General features: G+C 53.1%; 26 protein-coding genes. 11 read left to right on the forward strand and 15 right to left on the reverse strand.

The window, feature by feature from the left end:
• Positions 1 to 25 precede the first annotated feature (25 nt).
• Entirely contained in the window at positions 26 to 445 is a 420-nt protein-coding gene (gene uraH, locus ACXKZG_RS10860) for a hydroxyisourate hydrolase (protein WP_488876178.1), read from the forward strand.
• An 83-nt stretch (positions 446 to 528) separates the two neighbouring features.
• On the opposite strand, the gene ACXKZG_RS10865 is transcribed toward uraH, so the two are convergent.
• From ACXKZG_RS10865 to ACXKZG_RS10880, 4 genes are all read right to left on the reverse strand, one after another.
• Positions 529 to 2,460, reverse strand: coding sequence for a methyl-accepting chemotaxis protein (locus ACXKZG_RS10865; RefSeq protein ID WP_488876255.1), 1,932 nt, complete (start codon positions 2,458 to 2,460; stop codon positions 529 to 531).
• Positions 2,461 to 2,917: 457 nt separating this feature from the next.
• Positions 2,918 to 3,157: a hypothetical protein gene (locus tag ACXKZG_RS10870; RefSeq protein ID WP_013202343.1), complete on the reverse strand. Its 240-nt coding sequence runs from the start codon at positions 3,155 to 3,157 to the stop codon at positions 2,918 to 2,920.
• Between the two features lie 396 nt (positions 3,158 to 3,553).
• The gene (locus ACXKZG_RS10875; RefSeq protein ID WP_488876179.1) at positions 3,554 to 4,729 is read right to left on the reverse strand and encodes an MFS transporter; all 1,176 of its coding nucleotides are present in this window, start codon (positions 4,727 to 4,729) and stop codon (positions 3,554 to 3,556) included.
• An 86-nt stretch (positions 4,730 to 4,815) separates the two neighbouring features.
• On the reverse strand, positions 4,816 to 5,952 hold the full coding sequence (locus tag ACXKZG_RS10880) for an alpha/beta hydrolase (protein WP_134824239.1): 1,137 nt from the start codon (positions 5,950 to 5,952) through the stop codon (positions 4,816 to 4,818).
• Positions 5,953 to 6,120: 168 nt separating this feature from the next.
• Between ACXKZG_RS10880 and ACXKZG_RS10885 the strand changes: the two genes are divergently transcribed.
• The 3 genes from ACXKZG_RS10885 to ACXKZG_RS10895 all read left to right on the forward strand — a co-directional run bounded on the left by ACXKZG_RS10885 (position 6,121) and on the right by ACXKZG_RS10895 (position 8,896).
• On the forward strand, positions 6,121 to 7,005 hold the full coding sequence (locus ACXKZG_RS10885) for a LysR family transcriptional regulator (RefSeq protein ID WP_488876180.1): 885 nt from the start codon (positions 6,121 to 6,123) through the stop codon (positions 7,003 to 7,005).
• Positions 7,006 to 7,178: 173 nt separating this feature from the next.
• Positions 7,179 to 7,454, forward strand: a complete 276-nt coding sequence (locus ACXKZG_RS10890; protein WP_013202339.1) for a metal/formaldehyde-sensitive transcriptional repressor — start codon at positions 7,179 to 7,181, stop codon at positions 7,452 to 7,454.
• Between the two features lie 332 nt (positions 7,455 to 7,786).
• A complete protein-coding gene (locus ACXKZG_RS10895) occupies positions 7,787 to 8,896 on the forward strand; it encodes an S-(hydroxymethyl)glutathione dehydrogenase/class III alcohol dehydrogenase (protein ID WP_134824237.1) in 1,110 nt (369 codons plus the stop codon).
• A gap of 105 nt (positions 8,897 to 9,001) precedes the next feature.
• On the opposite strand, the gene ACXKZG_RS10900 is transcribed toward ACXKZG_RS10895, so the two are convergent.
• The 7 genes from ACXKZG_RS10900 to ACXKZG_RS10930 all read right to left on the reverse strand — a co-directional run bounded on the left by ACXKZG_RS10900 (position 9,002) and on the right by ACXKZG_RS10930 (position 13,147).
• Positions 9,002 to 9,439 carry a hypothetical protein gene (locus ACXKZG_RS10900; protein WP_167738415.1) on the reverse strand — a complete coding sequence of 146 codons (438 nt, stop codon included), beginning with the start codon at positions 9,437 to 9,439 and terminating at the stop codon, positions 9,002 to 9,004.
• Between the two features lie 160 nt (positions 9,440 to 9,599).
• Positions 9,600 to 10,295 carry a glutaredoxin 2 gene (gene grxB / locus ACXKZG_RS10905; protein WP_488876181.1) on the reverse strand — a complete coding sequence of 232 codons (696 nt, stop codon included), beginning with the start codon at positions 10,293 to 10,295 and terminating at the stop codon, positions 9,600 to 9,602.
• Entirely contained in the window at positions 10,279 to 10,632 is a 354-nt protein-coding gene (locus ACXKZG_RS10910; protein WP_134824235.1) for a putative quinol monooxygenase, read from the reverse strand. Before ACXKZG_RS10910 ends, grxB begins: the two co-directional genes overlap by 17 nt.
• Positions 10,633 to 10,747: 115 nt before the next feature.
• Positions 10,748 to 10,945, reverse strand: a complete 198-nt coding sequence (locus tag ACXKZG_RS10915; RefSeq protein ID WP_013202334.1) for a tautomerase family protein — start codon at positions 10,943 to 10,945, stop codon at positions 10,748 to 10,750.
• A gap of 122 nt (positions 10,946 to 11,067) precedes the next feature.
• The gene (locus ACXKZG_RS10920) at positions 11,068 to 11,988 is read right to left on the reverse strand and encodes a LysR family transcriptional regulator (RefSeq protein WP_488876182.1); all 921 of its coding nucleotides are present in this window, start codon (positions 11,986 to 11,988) and stop codon (positions 11,068 to 11,070) included.
• Positions 11,989 to 12,161: 173 nt separating this feature from the next.
• Complete coding sequence (locus tag ACXKZG_RS10925) at positions 12,162 to 12,761, reverse strand: nitroreductase family protein (RefSeq protein WP_041692323.1); 600 nt, start codon at positions 12,759 to 12,761, stop codon at positions 12,162 to 12,164.
• Between the two features lie 176 nt (positions 12,762 to 12,937).
• Positions 12,938 to 13,147 (reverse strand): YdgH/BhsA/McbA-like domain containing protein, encoded by a 210-nt coding sequence (locus ACXKZG_RS10930; protein WP_105759713.1) that lies wholly within the window; start codon positions 13,145 to 13,147, stop codon positions 12,938 to 12,940.
• A gap of 297 nt (positions 13,148 to 13,444) precedes the next feature.
• Here ACXKZG_RS10930 and ACXKZG_RS10935 point away from each other — a divergent pair, with 297 nt between their 5' ends.
• A complete protein-coding gene (locus ACXKZG_RS10935; protein ID WP_488876183.1) occupies positions 13,445 to 15,808 on the forward strand; it encodes a phosphoketolase family protein in 2,364 nt (787 codons plus the stop codon).
• Between the two features lie 85 nt (positions 15,809 to 15,893).
• On the opposite strand, the gene chaB is transcribed toward ACXKZG_RS10935, so the two are convergent.
• The 4 genes from chaB to pspF form a co-directional block, all read right to left on the reverse strand.
• A complete protein-coding gene (gene chaB, locus ACXKZG_RS10940) occupies positions 15,894 to 16,127 on the reverse strand; it encodes a putative cation transport regulator ChaB (RefSeq protein ID WP_013202329.1) in 234 nt (77 codons plus the stop codon).
• Between the two features lie 73 nt (positions 16,128 to 16,200).
• Positions 16,201 to 17,166, reverse strand: a complete 966-nt coding sequence (gene sapB / locus ACXKZG_RS10945) for a putrescine export ABC transporter permease SapB (RefSeq protein ID WP_013202328.1) — start codon at positions 17,164 to 17,166, stop codon at positions 16,201 to 16,203.
• Positions 17,167 to 17,168: 2 nt separating this feature from the next.
• Positions 17,169 to 18,791 (reverse strand): ABC transporter substrate-binding protein SapA, encoded by a 1,623-nt coding sequence (sapA, locus tag ACXKZG_RS10950; protein WP_134824230.1) that lies wholly within the window; start codon positions 18,789 to 18,791, stop codon positions 17,169 to 17,171.
• Positions 18,792 to 19,118: 327 nt separating this feature from the next.
• Entirely contained in the window at positions 19,119 to 20,108 is a 990-nt protein-coding gene (gene pspF, locus ACXKZG_RS10955) for a phage shock protein operon transcriptional activator (RefSeq protein WP_488876184.1), read from the reverse strand.
• A gap of 174 nt (positions 20,109 to 20,282) precedes the next feature.
• Here pspF and pspA point away from each other — a divergent pair, with 174 nt between their 5' ends.
• The 6 genes from pspA to ACXKZG_RS10985 all read left to right on the forward strand — a co-directional run bounded on the left by pspA (position 20,283) and on the right by ACXKZG_RS10985 (position 24,417).
• Entirely contained in the window at positions 20,283 to 20,948 is a 666-nt protein-coding gene (pspA, locus tag ACXKZG_RS10960; RefSeq protein WP_013202325.1) for a phage shock protein PspA, read from the forward strand.
• A gap of 72 nt (positions 20,949 to 21,020) precedes the next feature.
• Positions 21,021 to 21,248, forward strand: coding sequence for an envelope stress response membrane protein PspB (gene pspB / locus ACXKZG_RS10965; protein WP_488876185.1), 228 nt, complete (start codon positions 21,021 to 21,023; stop codon positions 21,246 to 21,248).
• Positions 21,245 to 21,610 (forward strand): envelope stress response membrane protein PspC, encoded by a 366-nt coding sequence (gene pspC, locus ACXKZG_RS10970; RefSeq protein WP_013202323.1) that lies wholly within the window; start codon positions 21,245 to 21,247, stop codon positions 21,608 to 21,610. Before pspB ends, pspC begins: the two co-directional genes overlap by 4 nt.
• Positions 21,611 to 21,664: 54 nt before the next feature.
• A complete protein-coding gene (pspD, locus tag ACXKZG_RS10975; RefSeq protein WP_013202322.1) occupies positions 21,665 to 21,901 on the forward strand; it encodes a phage shock protein PspD in 237 nt (78 codons plus the stop codon).
• 63 nt (positions 21,902 to 21,964) lie between these two features.
• Entirely contained in the window at positions 21,965 to 23,362 is a 1,398-nt protein-coding gene (locus tag ACXKZG_RS10980) for a YcjX family GTP-binding protein (protein WP_134824226.1), read from the forward strand.
• Positions 23,359 to 24,417 (forward strand): YcjF family protein, encoded by a 1,059-nt coding sequence (locus ACXKZG_RS10985; protein ID WP_206401014.1) that lies wholly within the window; start codon positions 23,359 to 23,361, stop codon positions 24,415 to 24,417. The genes ACXKZG_RS10980 and ACXKZG_RS10985 overlap by 4 nt, the downstream gene beginning before the upstream one ends.
• The last annotated feature ends 70 nt before the right edge of the window (positions 24,418 to 24,487 follow it).

Below are 24,487 nucleotides of genomic sequence, written 5' to 3' on the forward strand. Positions count from 1 at the left end.
AGCAATTACAACACGGAGCTAACTCATGAACACTTTCCCTAAAATTGTCTTTTTATCGCTTTTCGCCGCCTCCTGCACAGCCGGTGCTGCGCAAACTGCGCCCGTTGCCAATCCGCTCAGCGTCCATGTCCTCAACCTGGAAACGGGTACGCCAACGCCGGGCGTGGAAGTTGAACTCCAACAGCGCCAAAAGGATAACTGGGTTAACCTGGCGTCAGGCAAAACGGATAGCCATGGGCGCATTGCTGCACTGTTTCCGCAGGATAAGCCGATGACTGAAGGCGATTACAAGGTGGTATTCAAAACCGGCGATTACTATAAGAGCGCGGGCAAGCCAACGTTTTTCCCTGAGATCCCGGTGTTGTTCCATGTGGAAAATGACGGGCATTACCATATCCCGTTACTGCTGAGCCAGTATGGTTACTCGACCTATCGCGGTAACTAACGGAAACCGTCTGGTTTACCGAGCTGTCTTTTTTCGCAAATGGGCCCGTTGCCTGAGGTGACGGGCCCTTTTGGGTCAGAGGCTCAGGATGCGGTACGGAAAACGGCCACCATATCCCGAAGATGAGCCGCACGGTGTGCCAGATCATCTGCCGAGGTGGCCGATTCCTCAACCAGCACGGCGTTTTGTTGGGTTACCTGATCCATTTGATTTACGGCGATATTAATCTGCGTAATACCGCTGCTTTGCTCAGCGGATGAGGTTGAAATATCGCGAATCAATTGTGAGGTCTGCTCAATGGCCTCCACGCTCTGCCTGACCCTATCTCCTGCATTCTTAGCCATAGCGATCCCCTCATGGGCATGATCAACCGACTGCTCAATTAACCCTTTAATCTCTTTCGCTGCAGCAGCCGAACGTTGCGCAAGGGCGCGTACTTCAGAGGCGACCACCGCAAATCCTTTGCCTGATTCCCCGGCACGCGCCGCTTCAACCGCGGCATTCAGCGCCAGAATATTGGTCTGGAAAGCGATGCCGTCAATCACGCTGGTAATCTCTTCAATTTTTCCGGAACTGCCGCGGATCTTATGCATTGTTTCCATCACGGATTCCATGGCATTCCCACTGAGAAGGGCAGCATTGGTTGCCGATTCTGCCATGGTGGACGCGTAGCGGGTATTTTCTGCGTTATGACTGATGATGGACGCTAACTGCTCCATACTCGCGGCAGTCTCAGCAAGCGAAGCCGCCTGCTGTTCAGTTCGAGAAGAGAGATCGCCGTTACCGCTGGCTATCTCTTCGGAAGAGGTTGCGATGGTGACAGCATTGGATTTGATGCCCGATACAAGCTCTGCCAAACGGTTCTGCATCAGTAGCAACGCGTTTAACAACGTGGACATCTCATTCGTTCCTGTCACCGTAAATGAGGTCGTTAAATCGCCTGCAGCCACTTTGCTTGCCGCATTAACCGCCAATTCCACCGGTCCGGTGACCGATCGCGAAATCATAACCGCCGTATACACCGCGAGTAACGCGATACTGAATAAGCCGGCCAGCAGCCAAAATTGAGCATGGCGTTTTTCGGTTGCCTGACTTTCCAGCATCTGGGACAGTTTATCCGCGCTATTCGACCCTAACTCTGCGTAACGGTTTATTGACTGGGTGAAAACGCGAATGTATTCGGCGGGCGCGACGGTAACGCTTTTACTGACAAAGATATGCTCCGCCAGTTGCAGGGCGTCATTGGCCTGCTTATTCGCATCCTGATCTGAACGGGCAAAGATTTCACGCAGGCTGGGTTCGATAGTGAACACTTTTTCCATATTGCTATTGAACTGTGCGAGGGCGGTTTTGCCACTTTCGATTTGAAACGCCATACGACTGCGATCCGCGTCGGTGACGTTATTGCCCGCAGCAATCACAGACGCGCCACTGGCTCTGATTTGTCCGAGGGTTTCGGTCAGCTGAGGTAAGCGACTAAAAATACTGATAATAAACTGATAAGTATTGAGATCGGCATCCAGCGTTAAGCCATAAAAATCCAGCACATTCTGATTCGCTATCAGCAGTTTTTGAATCAGGCTGGCGTGGCGCTGCAGGCTGTCAGACAGGCTCAGTCTCCCGGCTAAAATATCGTTTTGCAACTGCTGCCAATCATCATTGAACGTCGCCAAACTGGTTAGGGGCTGGGCAGTGTTATCCACCTGCTTGAGGTCGGTGATGATCGTTGTGAGATCCCGGCTGGCATCTTCAGCCAACGCCAGGCGAGGCGCGTTGTCAGGTTTATGTTGAGAAATCGCAATGGCGCTTTCGGCGCGGTGACGCTGGATTTTATTAAGCAGCGTCAGCATTTTTTTCTCTACCGGAATGCCGCTGAGTTCAATTTTTTTTGCATCAATAGCCTGACTGCCGCTTTGAATGAATAAAGCCGTGGGCAAAAAAAACAGAATCGCTGAAAACAGCCCAAGCAGTAAAAACTTAGCAGGCAAACTGGTGCGGTTAAGTAGGTTTTTCATTCTTATTTCCTGGTGTAAGAGTACTGATTGTTTTTGGTCAGACAGACCCATTAGGCAATTTTTTTAGTTATTTTTTATCCATTAACATCAATCTTTGCAGGTGTAGATACGCTAATTTTTATCTTTTAGTGGATGCTTCAGAGGTTTATTCATCCTCCCCGGTCAATCAGAAAAATTGTATTATAGGTGGCGAACAGAGAATTGACAGGTGAATAAACGACTAAATTTACTGGAGGTAAAAATAAAGCCAAATTAATTTTTAGTATTGTTTTTCAGGGTGTTATGGTTTTATTTTTCGGGCCTTTGCGACGTTGCGCGCGCTATTAGTGAGAAACAATCATTCATTATCAGCCTAATGAATTGCTGAGGCGCGGATAAGGGGCGGGAAATGGACTTTAATTTTGGATAGGGTTCAATACAACATTACAAGCCTCAGGAACCCTGTGAGCAGAACGGCTTATTTTTTCTTTTGAGACAAAAGGGCAAAATTAGGATGCTCTCCGGCCAGTAACAATAGCAATTCGTATTCTCCCTGGCTGAGCGGGGTTGGATTCTTTCCCGTCTCTTTCATCTGCCAGACGCGCAGGCTGAGATCGAAACGCTCTGCGGCAGTTTGCTGAGAGAAGCCGGCGGCGATCCTGAGTTCACGAATGTTATGCTTTACGGCCACCGGCCGTTCTATAAGTTGGTTTCTCATAAAGGTATTCCTGATGCCTCTCGCATTGTGACGCCGGTTATGACGTTGTTAATACGTCAATTTTACGTTCGCGGCTGATGCTATTCTGCGGAGGCAATTTTATGTGTTTGGGGTTGTAGTGTAGGTATTCCCTGGTGCTGTCATTACAAATGATAAGGGTTATCGCTTAACTACATAGTGCACTTTATAATAGCGTGCTACTTATGTCGTATGTCTATTGTGGCACTCATCTGAAAAAAGTAAAACATTCCCGTGATTAAATAAATGTATCGTCTCCGTATAAATATTTCGTTAAAGAAAATGAAAACGTCATCCGTCAAACTGCATTTACTCTTCGCGGGAAAATGGCGGCGTGGCTTCAGGAGAAGTTGCGGGGCAGTGTGAAACCCCGGCGTTTTATTGAGATCGAGAGGTGAACAATGTCAGGACAACCGCACTAAGCAGCAACAGACCGCTCAGTCCAAACGCGCTCAGCCAGCCCAGATGATCAAACACCATCCCGCCAGCCGTTGACCCCAGGGCGATCGACAGCTGTACGACGGCCACCATCAGACCGCCGCCTGCCTCGGCATTCTCCGGCAGCGTCCGTGCAATCCATGTCCACCATCCCGTTGGTGCGGCAGTTGCAAGCATTCCCCAAAGCCCTAATAGCGGCGCAACCAACCAGACGTTGTGACCCGCTAGCATTAACAGCCCGGCGATAATGGCCATAAGAAAAGGGATGGCCATGAGCGTCGGGTAAAACCGCGCGTTGAGAAAGAGGGAAACGATTAACGTCCCAACCAAACCTGAAACACCGATAATAAGCAAAATCAGTGATAAGCCGGACGGGTTTACCTGAGTGACGGTTTCCAGAAACGGGCGCACATAGGTAAATAAGGTAAACTGCCCCATAAAAAATAAACCACACGCCAGCATGCCAATTAAAACAACAGGACGGCTTAATAGCCGAAAAACCCTCCCGCGAGGTTGATTCGTCTTATTACCGGGCATATCTGGCAGACTCAACCATTGCCAGATGAAGGCGACCAGCGCAACAGGGACAATGCAGATGAAGGCGCCGCGCCACCCGATGGTTGCGCCAAGATAGCTCCCCAACGGGGCTGCCACGACAGTCGCCAGCGCATTGCCGCCATTAAAAATAGCCAGCGCATGGGATACCCGATGCGAGGGCACCAGACGAATGGCCGTTGCCGCAGACAGAGACCAGAATCCACCGATGGCAATACCAATCAGCGCACGTCCTGACATATAGACCAGATAGCTGGAAGCCTGCGCGATGATCATCCCCGATATGGCCATTAATACCGTCATCCCCAGCAGAAGGTGTTTGCGGTTAATATTGGCGGCAATGTCAGAAATTGTCAGACTGGTCAATACCGCCAGTGCGCCGGAGATGGCGATTCCAAGCCCAGCCAGCCCTTCGGTGACGTCTAAATCGTTGGCAACCGGCGTGAGCAGGCTGACCGGCAAAAATTCAGAAGCAACCAGGACGAAAGCGCAGAGGGTCATCGCAAAAATACCATTCCAGTTTGCACGCTGCGGGTTAAGGGATGTTTTAACTATCGACATAGTATTAACTTCTCTAAATATCAGTCCCGAATGAGAAACCGCCTGTCGCTGACAGGCGGTTTTATAAACCAATCATTCTCGGGAGGTTAACGTAAGCGGGTTTTAAAGAACGTATCAAAGCGGGTGAAAGGTATCTTACCGGCAACGTTGTCGTATAAATCGACATGGTTAGCGCCTGGGACAATCACCAGTTCTTTATCTTTGCTGCCAACCGCCTTAAAGGCATCTTCCGCAAAATAGCGTGAATGGGCTTTTTCACCGGTAACAATTAACGTTGGAATCGTGATTTCATTGGCATAGCTCAGCAATGGCATATTCATAAACGATAAGGGCGTTGTGGCTGTCCAGGCACCGGCAGAGTTAACCGAACGCGGATGGAACCCGCGCGGCATACGGTAATAATCGAAGAACTCTTTCAACACCGGATTGGGATTTGCGGGTAAGGTTTCCGGTAGAATACGTTCGGAAGTCGTTACTTTCCCGCTCTCATCAACGTAAATATCATGACCCGCATAGGCGGTTTTGCCGCTTTCTGCATCCTTCCAACGCTGCTCGTTCAGATAGTGTAATACCGCACGGCGGTCGGCCGTTGAATAGCGGTCTTTTCCGTCGCCAACACCATGGCCCATGGCGCGGCTCATGTCGTACATAACGCTGGTCGCGACCGCTTTGACGCGGGTATCCATTGCTGCTGCATTCAGCGCCATACCTCCCCAGCCGCAGATGCCGAGAATACCGATGCGGTTGCGATCGACCTCTTTTTGTAAACCAAGGAAATCTACCGCAGCACTAAAGTCTTCGGTATTGATATCCGGAGAGGCAACATTGCGTGGCGAGCCGCCGCTTTCCCCGGTATAGGAGGGATCAAAGGCCAGGGTAACAAACCCATCTTCTGCCAGTGTCTGCGCGTATAAACCGCTGGATTGCTCTTTAACTGCGCCAAAGGGACCGCTGACCGCAATTGCTGCAAGCTTGCGGTCTCCACGATCTTTAGGAATATACAGATCGCCGACCAGAGTTATCCCGTAACGGGTTGGGAAGGTCACCTTACGATGTTCGACCTTACTGCTTTCAACAAAGGTTTTGTCCCATTTCGCCACCATCGACACGGGCGCATTTGGATTGGTTGATTCAGCGTGACTCATTGTTGTAACTCCACTTAATGACGTGCATAGCAGTAATGCGGGTATGACAGCTGTGACTTTACGGGTGAAAATTTTCATAAAAGACTCCCCTTGAAAAACACGGTGTGAATGCAGTTTCCGCAAGGGAAGGCGCTGCATTTGAGCTCGAAAGGGGGATTATACTTAGCGTAAATAGTGCTGATTAGACGGTGAAGAGTGCTAGGATTCATACTCTATTGGTATAGATCGAGATGCACGGAGACGGTGATGGCCAAACGGGAAAACTACAATGAGCTTTACCTGTTTATGCAGGTGGTGCGGGAAGGCAGTTTTACTGCCGCAGCGCAGCGGCTTGGGCTCGCTCAGTCTGGCATTAGCCGTTCTGTCCGCGAGCTTGAGGAAAGGTTAGGGGTACAACTTTTGGTCCGTACCACACGCAGGCTATCGCTGACCCAGGCCGGTGAGCAGCTCTACAAGACGGCGGAGACCGGATTCGATGCTCTGAATAGTGGACTGGCCACACTGGCACATTATCGTCAGACGCCTTCTGGCACCGTGCGTATTAATGCCAGCCAGCATGCCATAGATAAAGTCCTCCTGCCCAAGCTGGCGGTTTTTCAACAACGTTATCCGGATATCCGGCTGGAACTGATCAGCGAAAGCCGGTTTGTCGATATCATTGCGGAGAGATTCGATGCTGGCATACGCCTTGGCCCTGAAGTCGGACAAGGCATGATCGCGGTACGGATTACGCCCGATATGGAGATGGCGATTGTTGCTACACCTGAACATTTTCGTCGTTATGGTTTTCCACAAACTCCTGAGGATTTAGTGGCCCATCCCTGTATTGCCTACCAGCTTGCCGACGGCAGTGTGTATGCATGGGAACTTAACCAGCAGGCAGAAAAAATCACCCACCGGCCTCAGGGACAATGGGCCTTTTCTGACAGTTATATGGAGGCCGAAGCCGCCAGGCGTGGTCTTGGATTGGCTTATGTTCCAGAGGAACTGGTATCCGATGATCTGCAGCGGGGGAGATTGGTCAGAGTGTTACAGCGTTACAGCCAACGCCTGGAAGGTTCATTCCTCTATTACCCGCATCGGAATGTGTCACCGGCATTAAGAATAGTCATTGATGCATTGAAAACCTGAAGGTTGAGGGCGTGGGTATTGGTGAAGCCGTTCCCCTCTGGCAAACTGTCCGCTAACGTCCATCACTGAAGGCGTTAAGGTCTTTCTGGGGGAATAATTTATCCTGTCAGTTTTAGCCGATATCAGTTATAACGTCATGTCATAATATACCCCGGTACCCTATATGAGGATGTATGCCACACTCCCCCGAAGATAAGAAACGCGCGCTAAACAGAATAAAAAGGATTCAGGGGCAATGCGAAGGGATACAGCGTTCGCTGGAAGCGGGTGCGGATTGTGCCCCGGTACTGATGCAAATGGCAGCAGTCAGAGGCGCGATGAATGGCCTGATGACTGAAATCCTCGAAAGCTATATAAAAGAAGAGTTTGCCGGGAAGTTGAAGCCTGACAGCGAGGCGGGTGAAGATATCGGTGAGCTGGTCAAGCTGGTCAAATCCTACTTCAAATAACGTCCTGTTAGTATGTTCAGTCATCTCGATGCCGGCAGCCCACCCACAGGCTGCTTTATGTCCAAAAAACTGCGCATCTGCTCAGTCAGCCAAATATCAGAAGCACCCGCCAAAATATCGTCATGATCCTTTAGCGACATTTAAATTCGTTTTATAACAATAAATTAATGCATTAAGCACTATTTAATACCCTGGGTCTATATACCCCATAGGGGTATGCGATCTATACTCTTCCCCATGATGAATCATTCATCCCTGCAGAGAGCGGTGAAACTGAGACTCACGATCTCTCCCTCCGCTTCCTCTAACCCTATTTATGTGGAGTGCAATATATGAAATCCCGTGCTGCGGTTGCGTTTGGTCCAGGCAAGCCTTTAGAAATTGTTGAGCTCGATGTTGAGCCGCCGCGTGCTGGCGAAGTGCTGGTGAAAATCAGCCACACCGGCGTGTGTCATACCGATGCCTTCACCTTGTCTGGCGACGATCCTGAAGGGGTATTCCCTGCGGTGTTGGGCCATGAAGGTGCGGGTGTGGTGGTTGAAGTGGGTGAAGGGGTCACCAGCGTTAAGCCAGGCGATCACGTCATCCCGCTGTACACCGCTGAATGTGGCGAGTGCCTGTTCTGTAAATCCGGCAAAACCAATCTGTGCACCGCCGTTCGTGCCACCCAGGGCAAAGGCCTGATGCCAGATGGCACCACGCGTTTCTCCTATAACGGCCAGCCTATCTATCACTATATGGGCTGTTCAACATTCAGCGAGTACACCGTGGTCGCTGAAGTCTCGCTGGCGAAGATCAATCCGGAAGCCAATCACGAGCACGTTTGCCTGTTGGGTTGTGGCGTGACCACCGGTATTGGTGCGGTTCACAATACGGCTAAAGTGCAGGCAGGCGATTCGGTAGCAATCTTTGGCCTGGGCGGTATCGGCCTTGCAGCGATTCAGGGCGCGCGTCAGGCGAAAGCGGGTCGCATCATTGCTATCGACACCAACCCAGGCAAGTTTGAGCTGGCTAAACAATTCGGCGCGACCGACTGCATTAACCCAAACGATTTCGACAAGCCCATTCAGGAAGTCATTATTGAAATGACCGGCTGGGGTGTTGATCACTCATTTGAATGTATTGGCAATGTGAACGTGATGCGTGCCGCGCTTGAGTCTTCACACCGTGGTTGGGGTCAGTCCATCATTATTGGCGTCGCCGGTGCAGGTAAAGAGATCTCCACGCGTCCGTTCCAGTTGGTAACCGGTCGTCAGTGGAAAGGCTCGGCGTTCGGTGGCGTTAAAGGCCGCAGTCAGTTGCCTGGAATGGTTGAAGACGCGATGAAAGGGGATATTGAGCTTGAGCCGTTTGTCACGCATACCATGGGTCTGGATGACATCAACGATGCATTCGATCTGATGCACGAAGGTAAATCTATCCGCACCGTTATCCATTACTGATATCAGCCCGTCTTTTGAGGTAATGATCGCCCCTAAAATAACCGCTGCTTAGACCTGTTACCGGTTACCCCTGCTGGGAGTAACCGGTTTTTTTATGCCTGAAAGTCATGCGTAGTGGATGCCCGTAATAGCCAGGTGGTGTGTTATCTCACGGATAAATACCAACCCTGCCAGCACCTGTAGTGCATCCGTCGATAATGACAGCGGATGGTAGGAAAGTTCATCGGCCAGTTTAGTAAATGCCGCTTCAATAGGCTCCGGCGTGGCGGGGGATTCGCCCGCAAGATAGCTGTCACAGATGGCCCGTAATAAAGGACCGTGGCTGATCGCCGCACCGTGAATCGGTTGGATTGTCGAATCAGATTCAATAATCTCTTCGGTTCGGTAAATCATCATTTCAAGATGCCAGGCGGTGAGCGACGTCTCGGCGGTAATGCCGGACAGGATGTAATCCAGTCCTTTCGCCACATCAATTCGTTTCCCCGAATCTGGCCAGATAAACTGTGTGCTTTCAGGCAATAGCGAATATTCGACATTAAACATTTTTACACTCTCTTGCGATTTCAAAATACCAACTCGTCCAATGCATATTCTGCATGCAGCGGATTGCCGACTTATGCCTGACGTACGGAGTTTTCTCGATTTCGCCGCCGATCGCTTTGGTTCCGGGCGACGTTAACTCTTCGTCACCCGCAGACCGGCATTATATAGCGATATCGTCGTTGAGATTGACCTGAGATCGCAGGGCAATCTCTCTGCGCCAGGCATCAACCCGTGGCGGCCAGTGCATTCCCTTGACGATGGATAATGAACGCAGCAGGGGGAAAAGGCGAATATCGGTCAGTGATAATGTCTCACTGTCACGCTTCGTCACTGATATTAACGTTTCCAGCGCGGCAAGTTTCTCATTCATTTCCGCAACCAGCGAATCGGTTTGTTCAAGTAAAGACGGGAACGGGCCAAAAACAGCTTCTTTCTTAGCGGTAAAATACTGCCTTGCTGGCGCTTGACGAAACTCTTCAAAATCTGAACTCGCCCAGCGCGGGACCGCCAGTTGATAAATGCGTGTCGAAGCGTCATCCATCCAGCCTTCTATCGCTGAGTTTTCAGATCCAGTTAGCATCGGCGAACCGTAGGTGGCATCAATATAGTTAACGATATCCAGACTCTCACCAATCGCCTCCTTGCTCTCGGTGACCAGCACTGGCAGCATTTTTTTCCCAATGAGTCGCGTTGGCGTGGCTTCATCATCATTTGGCAGCGTAACGATTTCACAGGCAACGTCTTTTAAGCCAAAAATCATGCGTGAACGCACGCAGAACGGGCAGTGATCGTAAACATACAGTTTCATAGCAGTGTCTTTTTTGGTCTGTTGAAGGAGTTTAGCGGGTAAAGCCATCGAAGGGTTTCATATACACGGCACCGAATGGGTTCAATCGTGCACGAATTTCATCATCCGGCTCACCGTAAACCGTCAGGCCGGTGATGGTGACCAAAGAGAGGAAGGCTTCGGCGAAAGGCGCGAACGTGATGTCGACATGGCTTACCACATCCTGCTGGCGATAACGCTCAACAATGTGGGCCGTTTTCTGGTCGTCGCTGACGCTGTAAACATAGCTGAGGGTGCCGGGCTCTTTGCTGGTGGCTTCGACCACACGGGAAACTAACTCTTTAAACGCCGGAAATTGTCCGTCATTGACGGCCAGGTGGAATACGCAGGTAATTTCATTTTTCATGAAGATCTCCAGAGATCGGGGAGGAGGCGGAAGTACAACGGAGAAAGCGGGGAGTGCGCACTGAAGTGGCACAGGCCGTTACGGACAAAGACATAACGGCCGGCATGGCTGCATCTCAGCCCGATTTTTTCAGCGTCTCAGCAAAAATCTCACCTGAAATTGCCCAGTTGTCGGTGGTGACGTCGTTGAAAATGACGTAGACATACTGTGGATCAACGTTGGCATGGGTGGCGATAGCGTCGGTCACCGCTTTAGCGATAGCCGGTTTGGCATCATCACGACCGTCGAACATCTGAATATTAACTACTGGCATGGTTAGACCCCTTCAAAAGTAGATGAACTGTCAGAACACCTGACGTTGAAGAAATCCTACGCCGAACGTGGAAGTGGATAAACAGGCTGAAAGGGCACAGAGTGTAGAATTAAATTCTACAATCACGCGAAGGCCTTTTGTCCGGCTAACGCGATAAGCTCATCAATGATAAAGCGCACGCCGGGCAGTAAATGACGGGCGCGTGGCCAGATCACATTCAGCTCGGTGGGGGCGGGATTGCAGGCCGAAAGTATCGGCACTAACTTGCCGCTTTGTATATGAGGCCGCAACAATGCTTGCGGAAACTGAATCAGGCCCGCGCCGGCAATGCAGGCATCGATCATCGCATCGCCATCACTTATTTGATGAAAAGGTGTGGGCTTAAGTCTGACATCTTTCCCCTCACTATCACGAATCAACCAGCTGAGCGGTGCACCACCGCGCCAGGCGAGCACACAGCGATGATGATTGAGATCGTCCAGTGTCTCCGGCTTGCCGTAAGCCGACAGATAGTCAGGAGACGCGCAAATGATCAGCTGCTGGTCGTTCAGCTTGCGGGCGATAAGATCGGTGGTGTCTTTTACTGCGCCAAAACGAATCGCGAGATCGAAGCCAATATCCAGTGGGTCGATGATGCGGTCATTAAAGATGATCGTCAGCTTCAGGTGGGGATAGCGTTTTGTCATATCCATCAAAATCGGCATCATTACCGATCGGCCAAATGCCGCCGGCAAATCAATCCTCACCGTGCCCGTGGGTTCCGTCAGCTTAGAGCGCAATGCCATCTCGGCCATTTGCAGCGTTTCCAGCGCGCTCTGGCAACTGGCGAGATAGGCTTCACCTTCCGTCGTCAGGCTGATTTTTCGGGTGGTACGGTGGAACAGCGCGGTACCCAGATTATGTTCAAGGCGCTGAATACTTTTCCCAATTGCCGATTTCGACACCCCCAGCTGTTCAGCGGCTTCGGTAAAGCTGTTGGAGTTTGCCGCCGTCACAAAATGAACGATGCTGTTGAAGGATTCTGTGGAAATAACTGCTGGCATAGTGGGCGCCCGGATGAAAATCAGTGAGTGACTTTAGCGTAAACGCTAATTACCTACACGTTAATGATGACAGTGAAAAAGATAAATCAGGCAGGAAGAACAACAGGAGAAATGAATTGTTGAGAATAGAGGGCCGTTAATAACAAGCCGCCTGGCGGCGGCCTGAAGAGGTTTTACTTTGCAATGATGAAGCGCTGGTCGTCATCAATGTAGGTTTTTTCGCCTGCTGGCGCTTCAATTGAGCCAAAGTTCATGTGTGCCCTCAATTTCCACGACTCAGGGATCTGCCAGGCAGTCTTCACATCGCTGTCTATCAGGGGATTGTAGTGCTGCAGGTTAGCGCCAATGCCTTTTTCGGCCAGTGCCAGCCATACGGCGTACTGTGCAATGCCGGTGCTGTGTTCAGACCAGACCGGGAAATTATCAGCATAAGAAGCAAACTGCTCCTGAAGCGTTTTCACCACGTCCTGATCTTCGAAGAACAGTACCGAGCCTGCTGCAGCGGCAAAGCCATCGACTTTGGCAGAGGTTCCCGCAAAGTGATCCGCCGGCACGATTTTTCTCAGCTGCTCACGGGTGATTTCCCAGAAACGGTTATGCTCTTTTCCCAGCAGGATAACGATACGGGAACTTTGGGAGTTAAAGGCAGAAGGGGCCTGTTTCACCGCCTCTTTAATCGTATCGATCGCTTCTTCATCCGCGACAGGCATGTCTTTACCCAGTGCATAAATAGTCCGGCGTTGTTTTGCCAGGTCCAGAAAGTGATTAGACATCGTATTTTCCTGTTGCTGAGTAGTATCGAAATGCATTTCCGTGGAATTTTCATTCCCGCGTTTGAAAATGCTGCTGAGTAGTTTGCTGAACATAGACAGGTATTCCTTCCGAAGTCACTGTGCGGGCAGAATTTAACGCTATCAGGGCCGCCGGACGGGCGACCCGAAGCGTTTTATTATTTAATCAGCTCTGCAGTCATGTGCACGTAATTGTTAGAGCTTGCTTCGGTGATTTTATATTTTGCACCGAGTTCCTGTGCCTGGGCGGCGATTTGTGCTTCTGCACCATCCAGAGAGGAGGCTGAAGCGGTGATGCTTTGCGCAAAGCTACCGAAAGAAAGTGTAGAGAGGGCAATAATCGCAACTAAATTTTTGACTGATTTCATGATCGTTTCCTGAGTTTGTTTTATTCATAATGAGGCGTTCTTCCTCGATGTGAAGAATGATACTCCTGATGATTATTTTGCGAAAGGCGGGTTATTTGCTTCTGTTTGTCAAAATATCTGAATGAGATTTGGGTGTGTTAACTGCTGCTACAACGTGGGCTAACGTTAATACCCTAAGGGTGACCGCTTCACCCGCCACGACGCGTCCATCCGATCCCAGCCACTACCGGTCCGCTGGTTCGCGCGATCGGTGATCCTCGAGTACGGTTAGTTGAAGGCTAACTATCGGGAGAAAAAATGATGGCAGAAGAAACCGTGACCCACGAACTGGCGCTGCTGGATAAATACTGGCGCGCTGCAAACTATCTTTCGGTGGGGCAGATTTACCTGATGGGTAATCCGTTATTACGCAATCCTCTTTTGCCAGAGCACATCAAGCCCCGCCTGCTTGGGCACTGGGGAACCACGCCCGGCCTGAATTTTATTTACGCCCATTTGAACCGCATTATCCGTCAGCGCGATCGGGATCTGCTGTTTATCTGTGGGCCGGGGCACGGCGGCCCCGCGATGGTGGCAAATACCTGGCTGGAAGGCAGTTACAGTGAAATTTATCCCGACGTCAGCGAAGACGAAGCGGGTATGCACCGACTGTTCAAACAGTTTTCATTTCCCGGCGGCATACCCAGTCATGCAGCACCGGAAACGCCGGGTTCAATCAATGAAGGGGGCGAGCTGGGGTATTCTTTATCCCATGCCTTTGGCGCCGCATTCGATCATCCCGAGCTGATTGTGCCTTGTGTGATTGGTGACGGTGAAGCGGAAACCGGGCCGCTCGCCTCAAGCTGGCACGGTATAAAATTTCTCAATGCCCAGCGTGATGGCGCAGTACTGCCCATCCTGCATCTAAATGGCTATAAAATTGCCAGCCCGACCATTCTCGGGCGCAGCAGTGACGAGGACCTCACGCAGCTGTTTAGCGGCTATGGCTACGCGCCGCTGTTTGTCTCGGGGCACGAACCTGCCGACATGCATCAGCAAATGGCATCGGCACTGGATTCGGCTTTCTCCAAAATTGCCGATATCCAGCAGCAGGCCCGTTCGGGTAATGGCTCAGAGACTGTTCCACGATGGCCAATGATTGTGTTTCGCAGCCCGAAAGGCTGGACCGGGCCAAAAGAGGTAGATGGCAAAAAGGTCGAGGATTTCTGGCGTGCGCATCAGGTGCCGGTCTCGGCCTGTCGGGAAAACGACGCGCATCGGGAAATTTTAGAGAACTGGATGCGCAGTTATCAGCCGCAGGAACTGTTTGACGATAATGGCTCACTGATAGCTGAACTCCGCGCGCTGGTGCCTGCGGCGAATAAACGGATGGGGTCGTCACCTTATGCCAACGGCGGTCGCCTTCGTCGCGAGCTGAGCGCACCCGATATCCATGCGTTCGCGCTGGAGACCGGTCAGCCAGGCAGCACAACCGGCGGCGCTACGGAACAGTTGGGTCATTATCTCGCGGAGATATTCCACCGCAATCCTGATAATTTCCGTCTTTTTGGTCCGGATGAAACCGCATCGAACCGGCTCACCCCGGTATTCGACGCCACCAGCCGCAGCTGGATGGCGCCGCTGAAGACATATGATGAGCAGTTAGCCCGCGATGGCAGAGTGATGGAGATCCTCAGCGAACATCAGTGTCAGGGCTGGTTGGAGGGCTATCTTCTGACGGGCCGTCACGGCCTGTTTAACTGCTACGAAGCGTTTATTCATATCGTAGATTCGATGTTCAACCAGCACGCGAAATGGCTGAAGGTGACGCGCAAACTGGGGTGGCGCAAGCCGGTGTCGTCGCTGAATTATCTGCTTTCTTCACACGTCTGGCGGCAGGACCACAACGGTTACAGCCATCAGGATCCCGGCTTTATCGATCATGTTGCCAATAAGAAAGCCGACATCGTGCGGATTTACCTGCCGCCGGATGCCAACACGCTGCTGTGGGTAGGCGATCACTGTCTGCGCACCTGGGATCGCATTAATGTGATCGTGGCCGGCAAGCAGCCTTCACCGCAATGGCTGGATATGCCAGCTGCGATTGCCCATTGCGAAGCCGGTATGAGTGAGTGGCGTTGGGCGAGCAGTGAGGGCGAACCTGATGTGGTGATGGCCTGTGCCGGCGATGTGCCAACGCTGGAAACGCTGGCGGCAGTCGACCTGTTAGGTGAGATTTTGCCGGAATTACGCGTCCGCGTGGTTAATGTGGTCGACCTGCTGGCATTGCAAACCCAGCAGCAACATCCTCATGGCAAATCTGAGACGGAGTTTGATGCGCTGTTCACCCGCGATAAGCCGGTCGTTTTCGCTTTCCATGGTTATCCCAACCTGGTTCACCGACTGACCTATCAGCGTAACAATCATCATAACTTCCACGTGCATGGATTTAATGAAGAGGGGACCACCACCACGCCATTTGATATGACGGTGCTGAATGAGCTGGATCGTTATCACCTGGCGCTGTCGGCCATCCGCCATGTTCCGGGAGTGGCCGACCGTCATCCACAGGCCGTTGACGATCTGCAGCAACGTCTGCAGAAACACCATCATTACGTGCGCGAATATGGCGAAGACCTGCCGGAAATTCAGCACTGGGTGTGGTCGGGCACAAAAAAATAAACCGCCGGGCGGCGGTTCAGGTCAGCATAATGCGTGAGAATTTTCAGCAAGCCGCATCAGGATTTCCAGCGTTAAGGCCTTCTGATTACGATGACTTTTTATGCCACTTATCATCGTCGCCTTTTTCGTACTGATGCTTAACCGCCGCCCAGGCCACTTTATGGGCCACTTCTTCCCGCGAGCTGTCATCCTTGCGGTCTTTTTTATCTTTATACTCATCCCAGGCACTGTTAAATGCGGCCATATAAATGTCCTGGGCATGAGCAGGAAGCACATGCTGAACGCTGTCGGGTAAGGCACTTCGTGAATCGTAGGGCATGACTGACCTCCTTTAATCGATGCCTAAAGTCTGGCGCAGTCAGGCGATTTTTCAAGCTGCCCTGCGATTGCGCCTAGCGGACGGCGTTCCATTCCTTATGCTTCAGCGGCGTCAACGCGGCACCCAGAATATCGGCCAGCACGTTTACCGTGATCACCAGACCGCCCACCATCATCACCCCGGCCGAAATCGCGGCGTAATCCTGCTGACGAATGGCATCCACCAGCCAGCGACCAAGTCCCGGCCAGCTGAACACCACTTCGGTAATCATCGCCAGCGTTAACATGGTGGAAAACTGCAGGCCCAGGCGTGGGATCACCGGTGGCAGAGCGTTATGCAGCACGTGGCGGCGAATGATGGTAAACCGTGACAGGCCGCGGGTGGCAGCCGCCTTAATATAGTTCTGCTCCATCACTTCGCGGGTACTGATGCGCAGCAGACGCACTACTTCCGTGGTCGGCGCGACGGCGAGGGCGGTGACCGGCAAAATCAGGTGCATCAGCGCACTGACCAGCATCTCATGGCGCCACGGCGAAGGACTGATCCACGCATCAATCAGCGCGAAGCCGGTGACATTCTTCACCGGGTACAGCAGGTCAAAGCGGCCAGAAACCGGCAGCCAGCCGAGGTTCAGCGAGAAGAACAGCGTCAGTAGCAGCGCCAGCCAGAATACCGGCATCGAAAAACCCAGCAACGCCAGCGCGCTGATGGTTTTATCCTGCCATTTATTGCGCATCACGCCAGCAGCAATTCCCAGCGGAATACCAATAAACATCGCCAGCGCGAAAGCCATAATGCACAGCTCCAGCGTGGCGGGAAACACCTCGCGGATCTGCTGACCAATTGGCTCGCCGTTAATGCTGGAAACGCCAAAATCCAGCTGGAACAGGCCTTTGTACCAGAAGAAGAAGGCGTCTGAGAGCGAGGCCCCTTGTAAAGGCGCATGCGGCGTAAAGTAACTGAGGCTGAAACCTACCAACGTCAGCATAAACAGGGTAACCAGCCACAGCACCAGGCGTCGCAGCGTATAAATCACCATGGTTATTTCTCCTCGCCTTTATCACGGTGCACGCCGGCAAACGACGCGTTACCGAACGGGCTCAACACCAGGCCCTGAATATCGTGGCGATAGGCCTGCAGGCGAAGGGAATAGGCCAGAGGCAGCACCGGCAGCGACTGGGCAAGCATGCGTTGTGCCTGATCGTAATAGTCAATGCGCGAAGCCAGCTGCTGAGAAAGCAACGCCTTATGCAGCACCTCGTCAAAGGCCGGGTCGCACCAGTGAGCATAGTTGGTCTGCGAGCCGATCGCCGCGCAGCTTAACAGCGGACGGAAGAAGCTGTCCGGGTCGTTACTGTCCGTCGACCAGCCCGTCAGCGTCAGGTCATGATTCATCTGCATCAGGCGCGCTTCCTGGAACCGGCCTTCAACCGAGACGATGGTTACCGTGACGCCGATTTGCGCCAGATCGGCCTGAATCAGCTCAGCCGTTTTTAACGGGCTGGGATTCCACGACTGGGATGCTGACGGCACCCATAAATTCAGATGCAGATCGGTGACGCCCAGCGCCTTTAGCTCTTCACGGGCTTTTTTCGGATTATATTCGGTCACTCTGGCTTCATTATCGTAAGCCCAGGACGCGCGCGGCAGAATAGATGCCGCGGTTTCCGCCGTGCCGTAATAAATGGATTCCATCAGACGTTCGTTGTTGATCGCCAGCGCCAGCGCCTGACGCACCTCAACGCGATCCAGCGGCGCTTTGCGGGTGTTAAACGCCAGATAGGCAATATTCATCCCCGGACGCAAGGTCAGACGCAGACGCGGATCGTCGCGCAGAATCGAAATCTGGCTGGCGGCAGGATAGGCCAGCACGTCGCACTCGCCGGTCAGTAACTTCGACAGGCGACCCGTACCGCCAGCGCCCATATCAATCACCACCTGCGGCATGCGCGGCAGGCCTTTCCAGTACTCCGGATTACGCGCCAGACGGATATATTGCCCGGTGCGATAGCTGCTTAACATAAATGGACCGGTGCCGACCGGCTGGCGATCCATCTGTTCCTGGCGATCTTCCTTGGTCAAGCGATCGGCATATTCGGCGGAAAGCACCGGCGCATAATGGGTGGCGATATGCCAGAGGAATGAGGCATCCGGGTTGTGCAGGCGGATCTCAACGGTATTTTTATCCAGCTTCTTCACGCTTTGCACGGCATCGGCGAACTGCAGGCTGTCGAAATAGGGATAGCTGCCGCCATTGACGTTATGCCACGGCGACTGGCGGTCAAAAATGCGCTGGAAGCTGAACACCACATCGTCGGCATTCAGCGTGCGGGTAGGGGAGAACCAGGCTGTTTTCTGGAAATGGACATTGTCCCGCAGATGAAAACGGTAGGTGGCGCCGTTATCCAGCACTTCCCAGCTTTGCGCCAGTTCCGGGATCAGCCGGTAGGTATAGGGGTCAACATCCAGCAGACGGTCATACAGCTGGGCCGCCAGCGTATCAACCACCAGGCCGCCGCTGGCTAACTGTGGGTTAAAGGTGGTGACCGCGCCGTTGACGCAATAGACAAAACCGCTCTGACGAATATCGCCGGGCGAAGCGGACCAGGTTGAGGCACTGAACAGGCTCAGCCCCAGCAGAAGCGTGGAGAATAATGTGCGCATAAGTCATCTGAAAAATCAGGCAATAGTCAGAGTGTACCGCACTCTCCGGTCTGCCCCAAAGTTTGCCGGGATAACTGACGTTTTTTCCGGCAAAAAGGGAATAAAAGGTTTCCCTGCACTGTTCAGGGGTGTTCAGAATACGCCCAATGTTGCTATGGTAATGAGAAATATTCTCAACAAAGTGCTTTACAGTTGATACTGCGAATGATTATTATTCTCCTGCACTTCGACGGTGGCTCTACCGAAGAAGAGCACGACATTGCTCACATTGCTTCCAGTATTTTTTAGCCCGCCTCGAGCGGGCTTTTTTTTGTCTGCCGTCAGAGCTTACTTATCGACGTTGATGCCGTGCTTTTTCATCATCGCGCGCAGCTGGTGATAGGTAACGCCCAGTAATTCCGCCGCGCGACGCTGGTTATAGCGGGCCTGAGCCAGGCTTTTATCCAGCAGATCTTTCTCCTGCTGATTCTGCCAGCGGCGCAGATCCAGAGGTAAATCCGGCAGGCTGCCAGCTTCAGCCACTTCAGTTTCCCTGGCAGGCTGCTGGCGCTTAAAAGGGTTAATAATGATGCTGTCCAGCTCCTGATCGACTTCGCTATGGCGATAGACCGAGCGCTCAACCACATTCTTTAACTCGCGGACGTTTCCCGGCCAGCCGTAGTCCAGCAGGATCTGCTTTGCTTGCGCCGAAAAGCCGGGGAACAGCGGCAGGCCAAGCTCGCGGCACATCTGAATAGCAAAATGCTCGGCCATCACCAGAATATCGCTGCGGCGTTCGCGCAATGGCGGCAACTGAACCACATCAAACGCCAGGCGATCGAGCAGGTCGGCACGGAATTTCCCCTCCTGCGCCAGCAGCGGCAAATCATCATTGGTGGCACAGACCAGCCGCACGCTCACCTGCAGCGGCTGACTGCCGCCAACGCGCTCCAAATGCCCGTACTCAATCACTCGCAGCAGTTTTTCCTGCACCAGCATCGGTGCGGTGGCCAGCTCATCAAGGAATAGGGTGCCGCCATCAGCACGTTCGAAGCGGCCCAGATGGCGCTTTTGCGCGCCGGTAAAGGCGCCGGCTTCATGGCCGAACAGCTCCGAATCGAGCAGGTTTTCATTCAGCGCCGCACAGTTAAGGGAGATAAACGGCCCCTGCCAGCGGTCGGACAGGTAATGCAAACGGCTGGCGATCAGCTCTTTCCCGGTTCCCCGCTCGCCAATGACCAACACCGGCTTGTTCAACGGCGCCAGACGGGAAACCTGCTCAAGCACTTCAAGGAAGTTATTTGACTCGCCGAGCAACGTCTCGTTATTTTCGCTCATTAAATTCACCAGATGTTAGTTATTTACACCACATTAACCAATTGGCATCAGCCTGTAAACACTGAGAATGCCCATAAATCAATAAGATAAAAGTTGGCACGCGATTTGAATAGGTAATAGCGTCGACGCAGATCACTGCGCACATTCAATAAGACACTACCGAGGACTTTGATTATGGGTATTTTTTCTCGCTTTGCCGATATCGTGAACGCCAATATCAATTCGCTGCTGGAGAAAGCAGAGGATCCGCAAAAGCTGGTACGCCTGATGATTCAGGAAATGGAAGACACGCTGGTCGAAGTGCGCTCGACCTCCGCCCGTGCGCTGGCAGAAAAGAAACAGCTGGTGCGTCGTATCGACCAGGCTGAAGCCCAGCAGACCGAATGGCAGGACAAAGCCGAGCTGGCGCTGCGTAAAGAGAAAGACGATCTGGCCCGTGCGGCACTGATCGAAAAACAGAAGCTGACCGAGCTGATTGTGTCACTGAAGCGTGAAGCTGAGCAGGTTGAAGAGACGCTGACCCGTATGAAAGGCGAAATTGGCGAGCTGGAGAAAAAACTCACCGAAACCCGCGCCCGTCAGCAGGCCCTGACCTTACGTCATCAGGCCGCTTCTTCTTCACGTGACGTGCGTCGTCAGCTGGACAGCGGTAAAATTGATGAAGCGATGGCCCGTTTCGAATCCTTTGAACGCCGTATCGATCATATGGAAGCCGAAGCCGAAAGCCAGAGCTTTGGTAAAAAGAAAACGTTGGATCAGGAATTTGCTGACCTGCACGCCGATGATGAAATCAGTGAGCAGCTGGCGGCGTTAAAAGCCAAAATGAACCGCAGTGAGTAATGCCTGTGCCCGGCATCCCTGGCTGGATGCCCGTTCCTGAAAATGTTCAGGTCGATATTTCAAGGAGAATGAATGAGCGCGTTATTTCTGGCCATACCCCTGACGATTTTCGTGCTGTTTGTGGCACCGATCTGGTTATGGCTTCATTACAGCAACCGTCAGAACAACGGCGCTGAGCTGTCACAAGGTGAACTGCAGCGTCTGAGGCAGTTAACTCAGGATGCTAAACGGATGCGTGAGCGTGTGCAGGCGCTGGAAGAAATTCTGGATGCAGAGCACCCGAACTGGAGGCAGCCATGAGCGGCGTAACCATTAAGGGCAAAAAGCTTTACCGCATTCCTGCTCGCGGCAAAGTGAAGGGCGTTTGCGCCGGCGTGGCCGAATATCTGGATATCCCGGTACGTCTGGTGCGGGTGATTGTGGTGCTGTCGATGTTCTTTGGCCTGTTTTTCTTCACCCTGATCGCCTATTTTGGCCTGGCGTTTTTGCTGGATGAGATGCCAGATGAACTGGACAGAAATGGCGAAAGAGCACCAACTGCGCACCAGCTGCTGGATCAACTGGGCGCCGAGCTCAACGGCGGCGAAGCCAGCCTGAGGAACATGGAGCGTTACGTTACCTCGGAAACCTTCAGCGTCCGCAGCCGTTTTCGTCAGCTATAATCCCTCTGAGCGGGCTCGTTCGCGGGCCTTTCTCTTCTTTTCAGGAGTACATTTATGCGTAACTGGCAATCATCTGTAAAAAGTAACGCCGCGCCCGCGTTCAAGAGGGTGGGGAAATTTGTGCTGATTAGCGCACTGACTTATGGACCAGGCGGTCTGGCCGGTTGGGCAGTTAAATCTGTCGCCCACCGTCCGCTGAAAATCTTCCTTGCCTGGGCACTGGAACCCTTACTGCGTCGTGCGGTGCGTGGCGCTTCCGCCCGTTGGAATAAGTCTAAAACCTTGCCTTAATTTGCTACACTTGCCGTCCCGAATACTGCTGTAAACAGAACAATAAAAGGTGCCGACACCACAATGAACCGACTTCAAAATGAATTGCTGTCGCTGGTGAATCGGGGCGCGGATCGCCACCTGCGCCTTGCTGTCACTGGCCTCAGCCGCAGCGGGAAAACCGCTTTTATCACCTCTCTGGTTAATCAACTCCTCAACGTCAATTCCGGCGCGCGCCTGCCGATGTTTTCCGCCGTTCGCGAAGAGCGACTGTTAGGCGTTAAGCGCGTGCCACAGCGTGATATGGGCATTCAGCGCTTCACCTACGACGAAGGTCTCTCCCAGCTTTATGCGTCGCCGCCGGACTGGCCAACGCCAACCCGCGGCGTCAGCGAAATGCGTCTGGCGCTGCGCTATCGCTCACGAGAATCGCTGCTGCGGCATTTCAAAGATACTTCAACGCTCTATCTGGAAATTGTCGACTATCCCGGCGAGTGGCTGCTGGATTTGCCGATGCTGGCCCAGGATTACCTCGGCTGGTCGCGGCAGATGACCGGTTTGTTGCAGGGCGATCGCGCCAGCTGGTCTGAACGCTGGAAAACCCTGTGCCAAGGTCTGGATCCGCTGGCACCGGCTGATGAAAATCGGCTGGGTGAAATTGCGGCGGCCTGGACAGAATACCTGCTGAAATGTAAGCAGGAAGGCCTGCATTTTATTCAGCCCGGTCGCTTTGTGCTGCCCGGCGATATGGCCGGCGCGCCCGCGCTGCAGTTCTTCCCGTGGCCACAGCTGGATGAGAGTCATGAAGCCCGGTTGGCGCAGGCGGATGCCAGTACCAACATCGGTATGCTGCGCGCGCGCTTTAACTACTATTGCCAGCATGTGGTCAAAGGTTTCTATAAAAACTACTTCCTGAAATTCGACCGCCAGATCGTGCTGGTCGACTGTCTGCAACCGCTGAACAGTGGCCCGCAGGCGTTTAACGATATGCGCCTCGCGTTGACCCAGCTGATGCAGAGCTTCTCCTACGGCCAGCGCACGCTGTTTCGCCGCCTGTTCTCGCCGGTAATCGATAAGCTGCTGTTTGCCGCCACCAAATCCGATCACGTCACCGCGGATCAGCACGCCAATCTGGTGTCACTGCTGCAGCAGCTGGTGCAGGACGCCTGGCAGAACGCGGCGTTTGAAGGCATCACCATGGACTGTATGGGCCTGGCCTCGGTGCAGGCGACCCAAAGTGGGTTAGTGGATCATCAGGGTGAGAAGATCCCGGCATTGCGCGGTCATCGCCTGGCGGATAACGAACCGCTCACCGTCTATCCCGGTGAAGTGCCGCCACGCCTGCCGGGCAATGCATTCTGGCAGCAACAGGGTTTTCACTTTGAACAATTCCGGCCACAGGATTTGGATGTGGATCGTCCACTGCCGCACATCAGGATGGATGCCGCGCTGGAGTTTTTACTGGGAGATAAATTGCGATGAATACGCCAATTAAACCTCGAATTGATTTTGCTAAGCCACTGGAAGCCGAAACGCTGCCGAATCTGAAGGCGGCACAGGCATTTGAGCAGCAGAATGCGGTTTTCGTCCCGGAAGATCCCGATCTTGAGCCTGTCGAAGAGGGCGAAGGTGAACGCGTGGTTGAAGCGGCCCTGCGGCCAAAACGCAGTCTGTGGCGCAAAATGGTCAAGGCCGGTCTGGCAGTGCTGGGGATCAGCGTGGTCGCGCAGGGCGTGCAGTGGGCGCACAATGCCTGGCTCCAGCAGGACTGGATAGCGATGGGCGGCTGTGTCGCCGGTGGGTTAATAGTGTTTGCCGGCGCGGGTTCACTGATTGCCGAATGGCGTCGCCTGTATCGCCTGCGTGAGCGTGCGGAAGAAAGGGATGTGGCGCGGGAATTACTCACCAGTCACGGCATGGGCAAAGGGCGGGCATTCTGTGAAAAGCTGGCCAGACAGGCGGGGCTGGATCAGGGACATCCGGCGCTGCAACGCTGGCATGCCTCGCTGCATGAAACCCACAACGATCGCGAAATCGTCGGTCTGTATGCCCAGCTGGTTCAACCGGTGTTAGATCGTCAGGCCAGGCGTGAAATTGGCCGCAGTTCGGCTGAGTCGACCCTGATGATCGCCGTCAGCCCGCTGGCGCTGGTGGATATGGCGTTTATCGCCTGGCGAAACCTGCGTCTGGTGAACCGTATCGCCGCCATTTATGGCATTGAATTGGGCTACTTTAGCCGTATCCGCCTGTTCCGTCTGGTGCTGCTGAATATCGCGTTTGCCGGTGCGTCCGAACTGGTCCGGGAAGTGGGGATGGACTGGATGTCTCAGGATCTGGCCGCGCGCTTTTCCGCCCGTGCCGCGCAGGGGATTGGTGCCGGGCTGCTGACCGCCAGGTTGGGGATCAAAACCATGGAATTGTGCCGTCCGCTGCCGTGGATTGAAGGTGACAAACCCCGTCTGGGTGATTTCCGTCGCGATCTGATTGTCCAGCTGAAAGAAACCCTGCAGAAAGGGCCAGTAACCCCCGAAAAATAGTCGAAAGTTTACGCGCCAACCCGGATTATTGCTGGGTTGGTGCGCATTCAGCACAGTCCCTGTCAACTTT

Source organism: Erwinia sp. 2186, from assembly GCF_057812255.1.